Origin of the sequence: Streptomyces sp. NPDC020780 (genome assembly GCF_044334475.1) — a bacterium.
GTDB lineage: Bacteria > Actinomycetota > Actinomycetes > Streptomycetales > Streptomycetaceae > Streptomyces.
In genome coordinates this window covers 270,380-286,180 of sequence record NZ_JBIRTB010000010.1, presented here as the reverse complement: position 1 = coordinate 286,180, position 15,801 = coordinate 270,380, and the positions used below count along the sequence as shown (strand labels likewise).

The following is a 15,801-nucleotide window of genomic DNA, read 5'->3' as shown; positions in this document are numbered from 1 at the left end:
GCCAAAAGTTGGGCATGTCAAATGAATGCGGCTGCGTGGCGTCTCTTCCAGGCTTCCGGACCACGCGTACCGATCGAAGGATGACCGACCATGACGACGGAACCGGCACCCCGCGCCGTCCCTACCCCGGACGAGCTGCTGGAACCCCTCGCGCTCGTCGTCCGCGGTCATCACGACGACCTCACGGCCGTCGCGGCCCGGCACGGTCTGAGCACCTCTCAGGCACGGGCGCTGATCGCGCTCGGTGAGCCCATGCCCATGAGCGCCCTGGCCCGGCACCTGGTGTGCGACGCCTCGAACGCCACGGGGCTGATCGGGCGGATGGAGAGCCGCGGTCTGGTCACCCGAGCCCCCGCACCCGGTGACCGCCGCTCCAAGGTGGCCGCCCGCACGGCGGAGGGGACCGAGCTGGCGCACCGCATCCGAGCCGAGATGCGGGTGGTGCACGGCGCACTGGAGGCGCTCACCCCCCAGGAGCGGACAGCACTGCTGCCCCTGCTCGACCGGCTGGGCCGGCTGCTGTCCTCGTGAACCCCCCGCCGGCCGCTCTGCCCGTGTGCCGCCTGGCGCGGCGGGACCGGGCCCGGGCGGAGACGGTGCGGGCCCGGGCGGAACGGGACGGGCCTCAGGACGTGGCGGGCGGAGCGGACTCCCCCGGGCCCGCGTTGCCCTCGCGGCGCCGGATCTCCTCCTCGCGGCGGCGCAGATCCGCCTCCCAGTCCTTGAGGAGGGACTCGTCCTTCTTGTTCTCCTCCTTCAGCGCCTTCAGGAACTCCGGATTGTCGTCGGGCGCCACCCAGGTGGTGCGGTGGTCGCGGTGCCACTCGGAGGGCGTACGGCCCCCGGCGGGCACGTGGCGCAGCTTGCCCGCGGCGAACCAGACGATCGGACCCACGATCCAGAACAGCAGGATGATGAAGACCCAGGCCAGCTTGGGCAGATGCCTGGCCTCGTCCTCCGGGGTGTTCAGGCAGTCGATGAACGCGTAGATCGTCAGCGCCAGCGGCAGAAGGTAGATCAGGGCCCGCAGCATGGTGGAAGGATCCCCCGGGATGAGGTGAGGGGGCGCGCAGTCCCGCCCCGGTGACGGGCCCAGGGTAGCGGGTGGCCGATACTGGACAGCATGGCTTACGACGATCTTCGCTCCCTGCTCCGGGCTCTGGAGCGCGAGGGCGATCTCAAGCGCATCAAGGCCGAGGTCGACCCGCATCTGGAGGTCGGCGAGATCGTCGACCGCGTCAACAAGGCGGGCGGCCCCGCGCTGCTCTTCGAGAACGTCAAGGGGGCGTCCATGCCCCTGGCCATGAACGTCTTCGGGACGGACCGCCGACTGCTCAAGGCACTCGGCCTGAAGTCCTACGCGGACATCAGCGACAAGATCGGCGGGCTGCTCAAGCCCGAACTTCCGCACGGCTTCGTGGGGGTGCGGGAGGCCTTCGGCAAGCTCGGCTCGATGGTCCACGTACCGCCGAAGAAGGTGAAGTCCGAGAACGCCCCCGTCCAGGAGGTCGTCCTCACCGGCGACGACGTCGACCTGGACCGGCTGCCCGCGCTCTTCACCTGGCCCGAGGACGGCGGCTCGTTCTTCAACCTGGGCCTCACGCACACCAAGGACCCCGAGACCGGCGTGCGCAACCTGGGGCTCTACCGGCTCCAGCGCCACGACAGACGCACCATCGGGATGCACTGGCAGATCCACAAGGACAGCCGCAACCACTACCAGGTCGCCGCCAGGCGCGGCGAACGCCTGCCCGTGGCCATCGCGTTCGGGGCGCCGCCGGCCGTGACGTACGCCTCGACGGCGCCGCTGCCCGGGGACATCGACGAGTACCTCTTCGCCGGCTTCATCCAGGGCAAGCGGATCGAGATGGTCGACTGCAAGACCGTCCCCCTCCAGGTCCCCGCCCAGGCGGAGGTCGTCATCGAGGGATGGCTGGAGCCGGGCGAGATGCTGCCCGAGGGGCCCTTCGGCGACCACACCGGCTTCTACACGCCGCAGGAACCGTTCCCCGCGCTGAAGATCGACTGCGTCACCATGCGCAGGCGGCCGCTGCTGCAGTCGATCGTCGTGGGCCGGCCCCCGACCGAGGACGGACCGCTGGGGCGGGCCACCGAGCGGTTCTTCCTGCCGCTCCTGAAGGTGATCGTGCCGGACATCGTGGACTACCACCTGCCGGAGTCGGGCGGCTTCCACAACTGCGCCATCGTCTCGATCGACAAGAAGTACCCGAAGCACGCCCAGAAGGTGATGAGCGCGGTCTGGGGCGCGCACATGATGTCGCTGACCAAGCTGATCGTCGTCGTGGACTCCGACTGCGACGTCCACGACCTGCACGAGGTCTCCTGGCGTGCGCTCGGCAACACCGACTACGCCCGCGACCTCACGGTCGTCGAGGGTCCGGTCGACCATCTCGACCACGCTTCCTACCAGCAGTTCTGGGGAGGTAAGGCGGGCATCGACGCCACCCGGAAGTGGCCCGAGGAGGGGTACACCCGGGACGGCGGCTGGCCGGCCATGGTCGAGTCGGACCCCGACACGGCGGCGAAGGTCGACCGCCGCTGGAAGGAGTACGGACTGTGAGCGCATCCGCTTCCGCCGCCGTGCCGCAGCCACGCAGCCGGCCGCGGGCGTTCCTGCGGCTGGTGATGATCGAGCACTCGGTCTTCGCCCTGCCCTTCGCGTACATCGCCGCGCTCACCGCGATGTTCCTGCTGGACAAGGACATCCACTGGGGCACGCTGCTGCTTGTGACCGTGGCGATGGTCGGCCTGCGGACCTTCGCCATGGCCGCCAACCGGATCATCGACCGGGAGATCGACGCCCGTAACCCGCGGACCGCGGGACGCGAGCTGGTGACCGGCGCGGTCACGGTGAGATCGGCGTGGACGGGTGCGGTCGTCGCCGTCGTCGTCTTCCTCGGAGCGGCTGCCCTGCTCAACCCGCTGTGCCTGGCGCTCGCCCCGGTCGCCGTCGTACCCATGGTCGTCTACCCGTACGGCAAGCGGTTCACGAACTTTCCCCACGCCATCCTCGGTCTCGCCCAGGCCATGGGGCCGGTCGGCGCCTGGCTGGCGGTGACGGGGAGCTGGTCGTGGGAGGCGGTGATCCTGGGGCTGGCCGTCGGCATCTGGATCGGCGGCTTCGACCTGATCTTCGCCTGCCAGGACGTGCAGGCCGACCGGGCGCACGGGGTGCTCTCCTTCCCCGCCCGCTTCGGGATCCCGGCCGCGCTCTGGGGCGCCCGGGTGTGCCACGGGGTGACGACCGGTCTGCTGGTCTGGTTCGGCCTGGCGACGGGTGCGGGGCTCTTCTACTGGGTCGGCATGGTGATCGTCGCCGTGGCCTTCGTGTACGAGCACCGGGTCGTGCGGCCCCACGATCTGTCCCGGCTGAACCGGGCGTTCTTCACGGTCAACGGCTTCATCGGCATCGCCCTGTTCGCCTGCGCGCTCCTGGACCTGCTGGTGCGCGGCCTCACCCCGTGACGGCCACCACCCGCTGAGCGGCGGCGGGGGGCTCACACCGTGAGGTACCCCTCAGGCCGCCGGGTGCGGCGGGGGCGGCGGAAGACGAACGCGGACGCGACCCCGCCGATGAGCCCGAAGAGGTGGCCCTGCCAGCTGATGCCGGAGTCGGTCGGCAGCACGCCCCAGAGCAGCGAGCCGTAGACCGCGGCGATGACCACGCCGACCACGATGTCGAGCGGGCGCCGGTCGACGAAGCCCCGGACCAGCAGGTAGCCGAAGAGCCCGAAGACGACACCGGACGCGCCCAGCGTGATCGTGTTCGGCGGGGCGGTCAGCCAGACGCCGAGGCCGCTGGTCACGACGATCACGAGCACCACGGCGGCCAGTCTGCCTATCCCCGCCAGCGCGGCTATGAAGCCGAGGACCAGCAGCGGGACGCTGTTGGAGGCGACGTGCTCCCAGCCGTCGTGCAGGAACGCGGAGGGCACTATGTCGGCCAGCTCGGCCGGCTCGCGCGGGCTGATGCCGTGGCTGTCCAGGGAGTGGCCGGTCAGCGTGTCCACGCCTTCCAGCACCCACAGCAGCGTGACCCAGGCGAGCATCACCGCTCCGGCCGTGACGGCGCGTGCGGTGGCCCCGGTGCGTGTCTCCGGCATGGTCACCCCCTGCTGATGGCTGTTCTCCTGCCCGTTGCAACGTACGGAACCCCTGCCTCGGTTCCTGGAGCCCGATGACGGATAGGCTCGGGCGTGTGAAATCCGGGACTTCAGTGAGTCAGCAGCAGCGCAGGCCTTGGATTGTCGGGGTGTCGGGCGCTTCGGGTACCCCCTTCGCGGCCTCCGTCCTGCGAGGGCTGCTGGCCGCGGGGGAGAGCGTGGACCTGGTGGTGAGCCGGGCCTCTCGACTCACCCTGCTGGACGAGACGGGTATCCCGTTCCGCGACGCCCACTGGCGGGAGGACCTGGGGAGCTGGCTGGCCCGGGGCGCGGACGGGAAGCCGGACACCTTCCGGCCGGACATCCGTGACGTACGGCACTGGGCGGCCGGCGATCTGGCGGCCGGGCCGTCCTCGGGGTCGTACCTGGCCAAGGGGATGCTGATCGTCCCGGCGTCCACGGCCTGTGTGGCCGGGGTGGCGCTCGGACTCTCCAAGGACCTGCTGCAGAGGGCCGCGAGCGTGACGCTCAAGGAGCGGCGGAAGCTGGTCGTCGCCGTCCGCGAGACACCGCTGAGCGGCTCGACGCTGAAGCAGATGGTGGCGCTCGACGAGGCGGGCGCCGTGGTGCTGCCCGCCTCTCCGGCGTTCTACGCGGGGGCGACGCACATCCAGGACCTGGTGGACTTCGTCGCCGGGCGGGTGCTGGACGCGGCAGGGGTGCCGCACCAGCTGTACCGCCGGTGGGAGGGGGAGCTCGGTGGCGGCTCCCGCGACTGAACCGGTGGGGTCAGCGCTTCTTGGCCGCGCGGCGGGCGCGGGTCCGGGTCCGGTCGACGCGGTGGGCGGCGGCGGGCTCATGGGCACGCGAGCGGTTGGCCAGGTCCTGCAGCTCGCGCATTCGGGCGTAGGCCATCTCGATCGAGTACACGGTGTTGTTCACTCCTGAAGATTCGAAAGCGTTTCTTGGATGATCTGAAAGATTCGCAGGGTCTGGACCCTGTTGCGCCTTAGATTCTACACGTAAACTCGCGGTACTGCTGAACAATGGAAGGTTTCAGTCATATGGACGCGGTGGACAGGCAGCTCATCCAGGCCCTCAGAGAGAACGGCAGAGCCTCGTACGCCGAGCTGGGGCGGCTCGTCGGGCTCTCCGGCCCCAGCGTCACCGACCGCATCAACCGGCTGGAAACCGCCGGTGTCATCACCGGCTACCGCGCCACCGTCGACTCCGCGTCGCTCGGGCTGGGGGTCACCGCGCTGATCGGTATCTCCCTCTCCGACGCGGCCGACCACGAGGACGTCGCGCACCGGCTGAAGGACCTCGCCGAGATCGAGGACTGCTGGTTCATCGCGGGCGACGACTCCTACATGCTCAAGGTGCGGGTCGGTGACGTGGACGGCCTGGAGAGGACGATCCGCAGGCTGAGCGGGACGAAGGGCGTCTCACGGACCCGCACCACGATCGTGCTGTCGACCAAGTGGGAGAACCGGGTCGGGGAACTCCCGGGCGAGCAGACCTGACGCCGGACGCTGGTGCCTCCGGCGCGGAGGCGGAGGAGTACGGTGGGCCGGAGTCTGTTACGTAGAGGTATGGGAGGCCACTGGTGGACGCGGGACTCAAGCGCGAGCTGGAGGAGAAGGTCCGGGTCGGCGAGCGGCTGACCCGCGAGGACGGGATCGCGCTCTACGAGTCCGACGACCTGGCGTGGCTCGGCGGTCTGGCGCACGAGGTGCGGACGAGGAAGAACGGCGACGTCGTCCACTTCAACGTCAACCGCCACCTCAACATGACCAACGTGTGCACGGCGTCCTGCGCCTACTGCTCGTTCCAGCGCAAGCCGGGCGAGAAGGACGCGTACACGATGCGCATCGAGGAGGCCGTCCGCCTCGCCAAGGCGATGCAGGGCGAGAACCTCACCGAGTTGCACATCGTCAACGGCCTCCACCCCACCCTTCCCTGGCGCTACTACCCCCGCTCGCTCAGCGCGCTGAAGGAGGCCCTTCCCGAGGTGGCGCTCAAGGCGTTCACCGCGACGGAGATCCACCACTTCGAGACGATCTCGGGGCTCTCGGCGTCCGAGATCCTCGACGAGCTGATCGAGGCCGGTCTGGAGTCGCTCACCGGCGGCGGCGCGGAGATCTTCGACTGGGAGGTCCGCCAGCACATCGTCGACCACAACACCCACTGGGAGGACTGGTCGCGCATCCACCGCCTCGCGCACGAGAAGGGTCTCAAGACCCCGGCGACGATGCTGTACGGGCACATCGAGGAGCCCCGGCACCGCGTCGACCACGTGCTGCGGCTGCGGGAGATGCAGGACGAGACCGGCGGCTTCCAGGTCTTCATCCCGCTGCGCTACCAGCACGACTTCGTGGACATGAAGGACGGCAAGGTCCGCAACACGCTCCAGGCGCGCACGTCGATGGCGACCGGCGCGGAGGCGCTGAAGACCTTCGCGGTCTCCCGGCTGCTGTTCGACAACGTCCCGCACGTCAAGGTCTTCTGGGTGATGCACGGGGTGCAGACCGCGCAGCTCGCCCTCCAGCACGGCGCGGACGACATGGACGGGTCGGTCGTCGAGTACAAGATCACGCATGACGCGGACGACTACGGCACGCCGAACAAGCTCGGCCGTGAGGACCTCCTGGAGCTGATCCGGGACGCGGGCTTCCGCCCCGTCGAGCGCAACACCCGGTACGAGATCCTCCGTGAGTACCCCGGCCCGGACGCGGACCGGCGCGAGTCGCCGCAGCCGATGCGCGTCTGACACGCCCCGCCCCGCGCGGGACGTCCCGCGCCGAACGAAAGCCCCGGCCCGCCGTCCCCGGGCCGGGGCTTTCTCGCGTGGCGGACAGGTTCGAGCACCAGTGGGAGTAATGGCTAACCTCTCCCTATGGCGCTTACCTTCGAAGTGGATCCCGCGATCGACCGGGCACTGCGGGACGGCATCACCGCGCTCTGGGCCGATGTCAGCAACGCCGGCGGGGCGGTCGGCTTCGTGCCGCCCGTCACTCCGGAAGAGGTGCGGCCGGAGCTGGTCAGGCATCTGTGCGGCATGGCCGAGGGGCGCACCACCCTGGTCGTCGGCCGTGACGAGGACGGCACGGCGGCCGCCACCGCGTTCCTCACGCGCAACACCCACCGGCTGATGCGCCACTGGATCGGCGTCTACACCGTGATGGTCCACCCGCGCCACCAGGGCAAGGGCTACGGCCGCGAACTGATGGCGGCCGTGGCCGACGCGGCCCGCGCGGCCGACGGCATCGAGGCCGTCCGGCTCACCTGCCGCGGAGGCACCGGCGCCGACCGCTTCTACGCCTCCTGCGGGTACAAGGAGGTCGGCCGGGTCCCGGACGCCATCCGGGTGGCCGAGGACGACTACCGCGACGACATCATCATGCTGCTCCCGCTCTTCCGCGAAGAGGCCGCAGCACGCCGTGGAAGCAACCCTGCGAACTGATCGAATTCGGGGCATGCTTCACTGGTCGGGCAGGATCGCAGACTGCACGACCGCAGGAACGTCGGACGTAGAGAGAAGGCCAGCCGTGTCCGCTGCCAAGCCCAGCGCAACGATCCGGTACACCGCGCTGCGTGTGCTGATTTTCGTCGGGTGCTTCTTCATCGCCGGTGTCGCGGTCCACTTCGGCCTGCTGCCCTCCGGGATCGGCGGCTCCAACGCGGTCTGGATCGTCCTGCTGGGTCTGCTGCTCTCCGCGCCGCTCAGCTACGTGCTGCTGCGCAAGCAGCGCGACGAGATGTCCGCGCAGCTGATCTCCACGGTCGACCGCACCAAGGCCCGGCTCGAGGCCAACCGCACGCGCGAGGACGGCGTCACTCCGTAGGTAGGCGCCGCGTAAGCTTCCTCACACCACTACGCAGTACGGACCGGACCCCGGTACCGGAGCAGCCGCTCCCGTACCGGGGTTCCGGCGTGTACGGGGCCGGTCGCGCGAAGGCGGAGACGGCGGCGACCAAAGCGGAGCTTTGAGGTTCCCAAAGTTCAAGTGTTAACGTATTCGACGTGAACGCTGCAGCGCGCCCCCGCTCCGCCATGAGCCCACCGCTCGTGGCGCGCCTGCATGTCGATCTCTGCCGCTGTATGTCCGCGGTCTGTTGCCGCAACGTCTGAACCGGCATCATGCAGCGGCGCCGCTCATCAAGCGGGCGCCGCACTCCCGTCCCCGTTCGACCGCACGGCCGTACGTCCGTTCTCGTACGTCCCGCCGCGCCTCCTCAGGAGTGTGTCCGTGTCCGCGAATTCCGCGCCCCCCGCCGCGACCGGCGCCGGCAAGCCGTCCGGCTCCGGCTTCCGTATACCCCGCGTCCCCTTCTGGGCCCAGATCGTCGCCGGCCTCGTCCTCGGTGTCCTGCTCGGCTGGCTCGCCCGCAGCCAGGACATCGGCTGGCTCTACACCACGCTCGACAAGGTCGGCCACATCTTCGTCCAGCTGCTGAAGCTGGCCGTCGCGCCGCTCGTGTTCTTCGCGATCATGGTGTCGATCACCAACCTGCGCAAGGTCAACAACGCCGCCAGGCTGGCCTCCCGCACCCTGCTCTGGTTCATGATCACCTCGTTGATCGCGGTCGCCATCGGCCTCGCGATCGGCCTGATCACCAACCCCGGCTCCGGCACCGGCCTCACCCCCAAGGACGGCGCCAAGCCCGAGAACGCGGGCTCCTGGCTCGACTTCATCACGGGCATCATCCCGACGGACGTCATCACCCCGTTCACCGAGCTGAACGTCCTGCAGATCGTCTTCATGGCCGCCGTCGCCGGTATCGCCGCGCTCCAGCTCGGTGAGAAGGCCAAGCCCATCCTCACCCTCAGCGAGGCGGTCCTGGAGCTCCTCCAGAAGGCCCTGTGGTGGGTCATCCGCCTCGCCCCCCTCGGCACCGTCGGCCTCATCGGTTACGCCATCGCCGACTACGGCTGGGACCTGATCGGCAAGTACGCGACGTTCACCGCCGACGTCTACATCGGCTGCGCCCTGGTGCTGTTCGGTGTCTACCCGCTGCTCCTGGCCACGGTCGCCAAGGTCAGCCCGCTGCAGTTCTTCAAGGGTGCCTGGCCCGCGATCCAGCTGGCCTTCGTCTCCCGTTCCTCGGTCGGCACCATGCCGGTCACCCAGCAGGTCACGGAGCGTCTCGGCGTTCCGAAGGAGTACGCCTCCTTCGCCGTCCCGTTCGGCGCCACCACGAAGATGGACGGCTGCGCCGCGATCTACCCGGCGCTGGCCGCGATCTTCATCGCGCAGATCTTCGACGTCCAGCTGGGCATCGGTGACTACATCCTGATCGCGTTCGTCTCGGTGATCGGGTCGGCGGCCACCGCCGGTCTCACCGGCGCCACGGTCATGCTGACCCTCACCCTGTCGACCCTGGGCCTCCCGCTGGAGGGTGTCGGTCTGCTGCTCGCCATCGACCCGATCCTGGACATGATGCGCACCGCCACGAACGTAGCGGGACAAGTTGTATGCCCGTTGCTTGTGGCGGCACGGGAGAACATCCTCGACCGCGACGCGTACAACTCGGCGTCCGCCTCCCCGGTGGACGAGGCCGGGGTCGAGGACGCGAAGTCCTCGGGCGTGCCCGTCGCCGCCTAGGTCTTTCGTCCGGATCAGCCCAGCATGATCCGGACGAGAGGTCCTGGCGGAACCCGCGTCGCATACCGGGAGCGCTCCCGGCCGTACGAGGCCGGGGGCGCTCCCGTGCGCCGGAGCCGTCAGTGGTGCTGGAAGACGACCTCGGGATTGTCCGGTGACGGGCCGTCGAGCAGGGGCTGTGGCCGGTTCTTCAGGTGCAGGTCGAGGAAGGCGGCGACGTAGTCGCGGGTGATCCCCGTCGAGCGCTCGGGGGAGAGTGTGGCCGCGGGGTCGATCGGCAGACCGATGCGTTCGGCGAAGACGGGGATGTCCGTGAAGGAGGAGTGGTGGGATCCCCTGACGGTCAGCCAGCGCTTCCAGCCGTCCAGCCGATTCCAGCTCTGCTCCCAGGAGACGTCCTTGCCGCCGGCGGGATGGTCCGCTTCGGTGCCGAGCATCAGGAACGGGCGGTCACCGGTGCCCGAGCGGGGAATCGGGTCGAAGAAGGTGCCGTCCATGTTGATCCCCGCGTCGATGCGGGGATCGGTGAGCATCGTGGAGACCGCGGCGCTACCGCCGATGGAATGGCCCGCGGCGGCGACCCGTCGCCGGTCGATCATGCGAGCGTTCCCCCAGGCGGGACGGGACCCGGTCAGCCTGTCGAGTACGAAGGAGAGGTCGGCGGCCCGTCCGGTGGAGACGGCTTTCGCCACCTCCTGTTTCGCCGCCTCGTCCGGTGCCGCTTCGACCGCGTCACAGGCCGCGCAACGGAGGATCCGCCCGCCGGGGAACGCCGTCCCCGAGGACTCATAGGCGTGATCGATGCTCGCCACGACGTAGCCGCGGCTCGCCAGGTCCTCGGCAAGGGACGTCAGGGTGGCCCGGGGGTTGCCGAAACCGGGGGAGAGCAGCAGCAGGGGGAACCGGCCGCGGGCGGCTGTCGCGCCCGTGCGGGCGTGGGTGGCGATGGAGCTGAGCTCGGCCGGCGCGTCGTCGTCCAGCCCGAGCCCCCACAGCAGGGCCTCGGCTTCCTTCGTGCTGATGTACGGCGTGGAGGCCCCCGTCCCGCCCGGGCGGGCCGGGTAGTGGACGGACACCATCACTTCGCGGTGCCCGGCGTCGGGCACCCACGGGTCGGTGCGGGCGCGGTCGGTGAGGTGCAGTACGTCGGTGCCGACGGCGTACGGGCCGGTCGGGCGGGGCAGTTCGAGCGTGGGCGCGGTGGTGCTGTTCGCGCTCGTGGCGGGAGCGGTGGCGGGTAAGGCGTGAGCCGCGGTCGCGGGCGTGGCCAGGAGCAGGCCTGCGGCGAGGGTGGCGACGGCCGTTCGTCTTCTGTGTCCGATCGTCATGAGCCGCACGCTAGGCGGTGGAGGCGGAGCGCACATCGTGCTCACGGGTGACCGTCTGTGGCCCTCGAGGTGCACGGCCGCCTTTTCGCTCGTCCTGGGGATGGATCAACTACCGCCCATCGTGGCCGGGCCACCTCCCTTCCGTACGGCGGCGGACAGGGCCGCCCCGTACTCTTACCGAGAAGGAGCGCAGCGGGGGCGGGAGGACAGTCCGACGTGAGTGCAGTGAAGAGCAAACGCATGCCACGCGCGGTGCGGGAGCAGCAGATGATGGACGCCGCGGTGCGGACCTTCGGGCAGCGCGGCTACCGCGCCGCCTCGATGGACGAGATCGCGGAGCTGGCCGGAGTGTCCAAGCCGCTGGTCTATCTGTACCTGAATTCCAAGGAAGAACTCTTCACCGCCTGCATCCGCCGAGAGGCGAAGGCGCTGATGGAAGCCGTGCGGGCCGCGGTGGAGCCGGGACTGCCGGCCGACCGGCAACTGTGGTCCGGGCTGCGCGGGTTCTTCACGCACACGGCGGAGAACCCCGACGGCTGGGCGGTGCTGCATCAGCAGGCGCGCGCGCAGGGGGAGCCGTTCGTCAGTGAGGTCAGTGCGCTGCGTGAGGAGGTCGTTGCGTTCGTGACGGGTCTGATCGGGGCGGCGGCGCGTGAGTCGCACCACGATCCGGCCCTGCCCGACCGGGACGTCGCCGGGCTCGCGCAGGCGCTCGTCGGGGCCGCGGAGGCGCTCGCGGGGTGGGCGAACGTCACGCCGGGCGTCTCGGCCAAGGAGGCCGCGGCCACCCTGATGAACTTCTCCTGGGCGGGCCTGGAGAACCTCATGCACGGCCGCGGCTGGCAGCCCCGGGCGGACTGACCACACGGGGCGGGGGGCGGTCAGCCCTCATGCGTCACCCGGCCCGTCAGGTGGACGCGCCCGGAGCCGCGCACCTCGAAGGCGGGGCCGGTGGCGGCGTACGTCACGGTCGCCGGCAGCAGGACGGGCGCCCTGAAGTCGGCGCGTACGGTACGGATCCGGCCGGGCCCGGACGCCTCGGCCTCGGCCAGGCAGCGGGCGACGGTCCACATGCCGTGCGCGATGTGCCGGGGGAAACCGAACAGCCGCGCTGTCAGCGGATGGAGGTGGATGGGGTTGCGGTCGCCCGACACGGCGCCGTACCGCCGTCCGAGGTCGCCGGGCACCCTCCACTCGGCGACGGCCGGCAGCGCGTCGCGGGCCGGAGCGGTGGGGGATTCGATGGCCGGATCGGTGGCTGGACCCCCGGCCTGGACGGCCGCATCCGCATGCGCATGCGCAGGCGCGTCCGCGTCCGGTCCGCCGGCCGCGGGCGAGGACGGTGCGGGAGTTTGCGGGGCGGCCGTGGCGGGCGCCTTCTTGGTGGAGTGCCGGGAAAGATAACCGCTGCGCGACTCCCAGACGAGCTCGCCGGCCAGCCGCGCCTGCGTCACCATCGTGACCTCGGTGCCCCGTCGATGGGGTGTCAACGCCTCTGCGTACACGGTGAGTTCCGGAGCGTCCGCCGGGCGGAGCGCCCGGTGTCCGGTGATCTCGATCCAGGTGTGTACGAGCCCCAAAACCGGCAGCGGGAAGGCCCGGCCCGTCATGACCCGCATGGCCAGGGGGAAGCCCAGGACGTGCGGGTAGGTGAGCGGCAGCACGTCCGGTGCGGTGAATCCGCAGATCCTGCGGTACGAGGCGAGGCGGCGGGGGACGATCCGCGCGGCCGGGAGGACCGCCCGGGCCGGGGGAAGCGCGGCGCCGGAGCGTCCCGCCGCCTTGAACGGTGAGGTCACGGCCCCGCGTACGAGGGACACGGTCAGGCCCGGCATGGTGTCACGCCCCCAGCAGACTCTGGCCGCAGACCCGTACGACCTGGCCGTTCACGGCGCTGGAGGCGGGCTGGGCGAACCATGCGGTGGTCTCGGCCACGTCGACCGGAAGTCCGCCCTGGGACAGGGAGTTCATCCTGCGGCCCGCCTCGCGGATGAGGAGCGGGACGGCAGCCGTCATCTTCGTCTCGATGAAGCCGGGCGCGACCGCGTTGACGGTGACACCGTGGGCGGCGGCGGCTCGCGGGGCCAGGGAGCGGACGAGGCCGATGATGCCCGCCTTGCTGGCGGCGTAGTTGGTCTGGCCGGTGTTGCCCGCGATCCCGGCGATGGACGCGGTGGCGACCACGCGTCCGCCCTGCCGGACGGTACCCGTTTCCAGGAGGGTGTCCGTGATGCGCAGGACGCTGTCCAGGTTGACCTCCATGACCGAGGCCCAGCGGTCGGCCGGCATGTTGGCGAGCCTGCGGTCCCGGGTGATGCCCGCGTTGTGGACGAGGATGTCGAGACCGTCCGGAGCGGCCGCGGCGATCAGGGCGGCGGCGTCGGGTGCGGTGACGTCGAGCTCCAGCGCGCTCGCGCCGAGGCGGTCGGCGGTACGGGCGAGGTCCTCCCGGGCCTGGGGCACGTCCAGGCAGATGACCCGGGCGCCGTCCCTGGCCAGCACGGAGGCGACGGCGGCACCGATGCCCCGCGAGGCCCCGGTGACCAGCGCCGTACGGCCGGCCAGCGGCGCGGCCCAGTCGGGGACGGGGTCCGGTGCGGCGGCGGTGAGTTCGACGACCTGGCCGCTGACGTACGCGGAGCGGGGGGACAGCAGGAAGCGGAGCGTGGATTCGGCCGAGGCGGCGGCCCCCGGGGCGATGCGGAGCAACTGGGCGGTGGAGCCCCTGCCGATCTCCTTGCCCAGCGAGCGCACGAACCCTTCGAGGGCCTGCTGGGCCGCCGCCTGATGGTGGTCGTCGGCGGACGGCGGGGTGCCGAGGACGACGACGCGTCCGCCGGGGGCCAGGGACCGCACGACGGGGTGGAGGGCGGCGTGCACGTCGCCGAGCCCGGCGACGGTGGTGATTCCGGTCGCGTCCAGGACGACGGCTGCCGGGCGCCCCGCCTGTCCGGTGACCTCCAGGCCGGTCGCGGCGAGCACCGGGCCGAGCGTCCCCGGGTGGGCCGTCGTACCGGCCGTGAGGTGCAGCAACGGCCCCTCCAGCATGGGCGTCGCCACCGTCCACCGGCGGAGCGGGGCGGGTTGCGGCAGTCCGAGCCCCCGGCTCAGGAAGCGGCCGGGCGCTGTGCCGGTGAAGCGGAGATAGCGGTCGGCCATTGTCCGGACTCCCTGCTGGTCGTAGATTGACTCCGGAGTAAGGTTACTCAAGGGTCAGGATCTGGTCGAGATGAGTTGGTCGAGTTGATTCCCCTCGCACTTCCGCAGCCGCGCCGGGTCGCGGTCATCGGTGGCACCCGCATTCCCTTCGCCCGCTCCGACGGCCCGTACGCCCGGGCCTCCAACCAGGACATGCTCACGGCCGCGCTGGACGGGCTGGCCGAGCGCTTCGGCCTGCGCGGGCAGCGGGTGGGCGAGTTCGTGGCCGGAGCGGTCCTCAAGCACAGCCGGGACTTCAACCTGGCCCGCGAGACCGTCCTGGGTTCGTCCCTGGATCCGCGCACCCCGGCCTACGACGTCCAGCAGGCCTGCGGAACGGGTCTGCAGGCCGTCGTCGCGGCGGCGAACAAGATCGCGCTGGGCGCCGTCGACTCGGCGGTCGCGGGTGGTGCGGACACGACGAGCGACGCTCCCCTGGGCGTGAACGACCAGTTGCGCAGGATTCTGCTGGAGGCCCGCCGGGCGACGTCGGCGGCCGGCCGGATCAAGGCGCTGGCGGCCGTGCGCCCCCGCCATCTGGTCCCGGACATCCCCCGCAACTCCGAGCCGCGGACCGGCCTTTCGATGGGCGAGCACGCCGCGGTCACCGCCCGGAAGTGGGGCATCGGCCGTGCGGAGCAGGACCTGCTGGCGGCCACCAGCCACCAGCGGCTCGCGGCGGCGTACGAACGCGGCTTCCTGGACGACCTCGTCGTGCCGTACCTCGGCCTGGAGCGCGACCAGAACCTGCGACCCGGCTCCACGCCCGAGAAACTCGCCACGCTGAAGCCGGTGTTCGGCACCGCTCACCCCGACGCGACGATGACCGCGGGCAATTCGACCCCGCTCACCGACGGGGCGGCCACCGTGCTCCTGTCGAGCGAGGAGTGGGCGGCGGAGCGCGGCCTGGAGCCGCTGGCGTACCTCTCACTCCACGAGACGGGCGCCGTGGACCACGTGGACGGTGACGACGGGCTGCTGATGGCGCCCGCGTACGCCGTACCGCGTCTGCTGGAGCGGGCCGGTCTCACGATGGCGGACTTCGACCTCTTCGAGATCCATGAGGCCTTCGCGTCCCAGGTCCTCGCCACGCTGGCGGCCTGGGAGAAGCAGGGCCTGGCACCCGTCGACAGGGCGAAGCTGAACGTGGCGGGCTCGTCCCTCGCCACCGGCCACCCGTTCGCCGCGACCGGCGCCCGGATCGTGGCGACCCTGGCCGAGCTCCTCGCCGAACGCGGCGGACCGGGCCGTGGCCTGATCTCCATCTGCGCGGCGGGCGGCCAGGGGGTCACGGCCATCCTGGAACGCCCGTGAGGGAGGGGTGGAGAGGATCCGGGCCGGCCGGGAACAGCCCTGACGGCCCTGACTGCCCTGACGGCCCCTGATCACCGGACACCCGCCGCACGACTCCGCCCACGTACGAAGCGCAGCCCGCAGCCCGCAGCCCGCAGCCCGCAGCCCGCGGGCCCGCAAGCACGAAGCCCGTGCACGACCCCGCGCACCCAGCAGCCGCACCGGCGCCGGACCCAGGGACGGGACCGGCGT

17 protein-coding genes are annotated in these 15,801 nt (G+C 70.9%); 11 read left to right on the top strand and 6 right to left on the bottom strand.

Annotation, left to right across the window (positions count from 1 at the left end; genetic code table 11):
• Positions 1–90: 90 nt before the first annotated feature.
• Entirely contained in the window at positions 91–531 is a 441-nt protein-coding gene (locus tag ACH4VO_RS21480; protein WP_360986928.1) for a MarR family transcriptional regulator, read from the top strand.
• Between the two features lie 94 nt (positions 532–625).
• On the opposite strand, the gene ACH4VO_RS21475 is transcribed toward ACH4VO_RS21480, so the two are convergent.
• Complete coding sequence (locus tag ACH4VO_RS21475; protein WP_360986931.1) at positions 626–1,033, bottom strand: PLD nuclease N-terminal domain-containing protein; 408 nt, start codon at positions 1,031–1,033, stop codon at positions 626–628.
• Positions 1,034–1,123: 90 nt separating this feature from the next.
• Here ACH4VO_RS21475 and ACH4VO_RS21470 point away from each other — a divergent pair, with 90 nt between their 5' ends.
• Positions 1,124–2,581, top strand: coding sequence for a menaquinone biosynthesis decarboxylase (locus ACH4VO_RS21470; RefSeq protein WP_360986934.1), 1,458 nt, complete (start codon positions 1,124–1,126; stop codon positions 2,579–2,581).
• A complete protein-coding gene (mqnP, locus tag ACH4VO_RS21465; RefSeq protein ID WP_360986937.1) occupies positions 2,578–3,486 on the top strand; it encodes a menaquinone biosynthesis prenyltransferase MqnP in 909 nt (302 codons plus the stop codon). Before ACH4VO_RS21470 ends, mqnP begins: the two co-directional genes overlap by 4 nt.
• A 32-nt stretch (positions 3,487–3,518) precedes the next feature.
• Here mqnP and ACH4VO_RS21460 read toward each other — a convergent pair whose 3' ends face one another.
• On the bottom strand, positions 3,519–4,124 hold the full coding sequence (locus tag ACH4VO_RS21460; protein ID WP_360986940.1) for a rhomboid family intramembrane serine protease: 606 nt from the start codon (positions 4,122–4,124) through the stop codon (positions 3,519–3,521).
• Between the two features lie 113 nt (positions 4,125–4,237).
• On the opposite strand from ACH4VO_RS21460, the gene ACH4VO_RS21455 reads away from it, so the two are divergent.
• Positions 4,238–4,903, top strand: coding sequence for a UbiX family flavin prenyltransferase (locus ACH4VO_RS21455; RefSeq protein ID WP_360987368.1), 666 nt, complete (start codon positions 4,238–4,240; stop codon positions 4,901–4,903).
• A gap of 10 nt (positions 4,904–4,913) precedes the next feature.
• On the opposite strand, the gene ACH4VO_RS21450 is transcribed toward ACH4VO_RS21455, so the two are convergent.
• Positions 4,914–5,066: a hypothetical protein gene (locus ACH4VO_RS21450; RefSeq protein WP_360987411.1), complete on the bottom strand. Its 153-nt coding sequence runs from the start codon at positions 5,064–5,066 to the stop codon at positions 4,914–4,916.
• 122 nt (positions 5,067–5,188) lie between these two features.
• On the opposite strand from ACH4VO_RS21450, the gene ACH4VO_RS21445 reads away from it, so the two are divergent.
• The 5 genes from ACH4VO_RS21445 to ACH4VO_RS21425 all read left to right on the top strand — a co-directional run bounded on the left by ACH4VO_RS21445 (position 5,189) and on the right by ACH4VO_RS21425 (position 9,730).
• Positions 5,189–5,647 (top strand): Lrp/AsnC family transcriptional regulator, encoded by a 459-nt coding sequence (locus ACH4VO_RS21445; protein ID WP_360986943.1) that lies wholly within the window; start codon positions 5,189–5,191, stop codon positions 5,645–5,647.
• An 83-nt stretch (positions 5,648–5,730) separates the two neighbouring features.
• Complete coding sequence (gene mqnE, locus ACH4VO_RS21440) at positions 5,731–6,894, top strand: aminofutalosine synthase MqnE (protein WP_360986946.1); 1,164 nt, start codon at positions 5,731–5,733, stop codon at positions 6,892–6,894.
• Positions 6,895–7,020: 126 nt separating this feature from the next.
• On the top strand, positions 7,021–7,587 hold the full coding sequence (locus tag ACH4VO_RS21435; RefSeq protein WP_360986949.1) for a GNAT family N-acetyltransferase: 567 nt from the start codon (positions 7,021–7,023) through the stop codon (positions 7,585–7,587).
• A gap of 85 nt (positions 7,588–7,672) precedes the next feature.
• The gene (locus tag ACH4VO_RS21430) at positions 7,673–7,969 is read left to right on the top strand and encodes a DUF4229 domain-containing protein (protein ID WP_360986952.1); all 297 of its coding nucleotides are present in this window, start codon (positions 7,673–7,675) and stop codon (positions 7,967–7,969) included.
• Positions 7,970–8,374: 405 nt separating this feature from the next.
• Positions 8,375–9,730 carry a dicarboxylate/amino acid:cation symporter gene (locus ACH4VO_RS21425; RefSeq protein ID WP_360986955.1) on the top strand — a complete coding sequence of 452 codons (1,356 nt, stop codon included), beginning with the start codon at positions 8,375–8,377 and terminating at the stop codon, positions 9,728–9,730.
• 119 nt (positions 9,731–9,849) lie between these two features.
• Here ACH4VO_RS21425 and ACH4VO_RS21420 read toward each other — a convergent pair whose 3' ends face one another.
• Entirely contained in the window at positions 9,850–11,058 is a 1,209-nt protein-coding gene (locus ACH4VO_RS21420) for an alpha/beta hydrolase (protein WP_360986958.1), read from the bottom strand.
• A 240-nt stretch (positions 11,059–11,298) separates the two neighbouring features.
• Here ACH4VO_RS21420 and ACH4VO_RS21415 point away from each other — a divergent pair, with 240 nt between their 5' ends.
• Entirely contained in the window at positions 11,299–11,919 is a 621-nt protein-coding gene (locus tag ACH4VO_RS21415; RefSeq protein ID WP_360987370.1) for a TetR/AcrR family transcriptional regulator, read from the top strand.
• A 20-nt stretch (positions 11,920–11,939) separates the two neighbouring features.
• Here the strand turns inward: ACH4VO_RS21415 and ACH4VO_RS21410 are convergent, their stop codons facing one another.
• Together ACH4VO_RS21410 and ACH4VO_RS21405 are read right to left on the bottom strand one after the other, a co-directional pair.
• On the bottom strand, positions 11,940–12,893 hold the full coding sequence (locus ACH4VO_RS21410) for a MaoC/PaaZ C-terminal domain-containing protein (protein ID WP_360986961.1): 954 nt from the start codon (positions 12,891–12,893) through the stop codon (positions 11,940–11,942).
• Positions 12,894–12,897: 4 nt separating this feature from the next.
• Positions 12,898–14,217 (bottom strand): 3-oxoacyl-ACP reductase, encoded by a 1,320-nt coding sequence (locus ACH4VO_RS21405; RefSeq protein WP_360986964.1) that lies wholly within the window; start codon positions 14,215–14,217, stop codon positions 12,898–12,900.
• A gap of 75 nt (positions 14,218–14,292) precedes the next feature.
• On the opposite strand from ACH4VO_RS21405, the gene ACH4VO_RS21400 reads away from it, so the two are divergent.
• Positions 14,293–15,570, top strand: coding sequence for an acetyl-CoA C-acetyltransferase (locus ACH4VO_RS21400; protein ID WP_360986967.1), 1,278 nt, complete (start codon positions 14,293–14,295; stop codon positions 15,568–15,570).
• Positions 15,571–15,801: the final 231 nt, after the last annotated feature.